Below are 233 nucleotides of genomic sequence, written 5' to 3' on the forward strand. Positions count from 1 at the left end.
TCGACCGTGGAGTAGAAGCGCACGCGCTTGCCGTGCCGGGTGATGCCGGACACGGCCAGCGCAGTGGCCAGGTGGGTTTTACCGGTGCCAGGCCCACCGATCAGCACCACGTTCTGCGCGGTGTCGGTAAAGGCCAGACTGGCCAGTTCGCTGATCAAACGAGCGTCTGCGCTGGAGGCGCTGAAGTCGAAGCCGGCCAGGTCGCGGTGCATCGGCAGCTTGGCCATGTTCAT

Annotated in this window: 1 pseudogene; it reads right to left on the reverse strand. The window is 65.2% G+C overall.

Annotation, left to right across the window (positions count from 1 at the left end):
• Positions 1 to 233, reverse strand: a pseudogene (gene istB, locus HMPREF2924_RS20325) (IS21-like element ISPst3 family helper ATPase IstB); the annotation flags it as partial.

Origin of the sequence: Pseudomonas sp. HMSC063H08 (assembly GCF_001813645.1) — a bacterium.
Classification (GTDB): Bacteria; Pseudomonadota; Gammaproteobacteria; order Pseudomonadales; family Pseudomonadaceae; genus Pseudomonas; species Pseudomonas aeruginosa.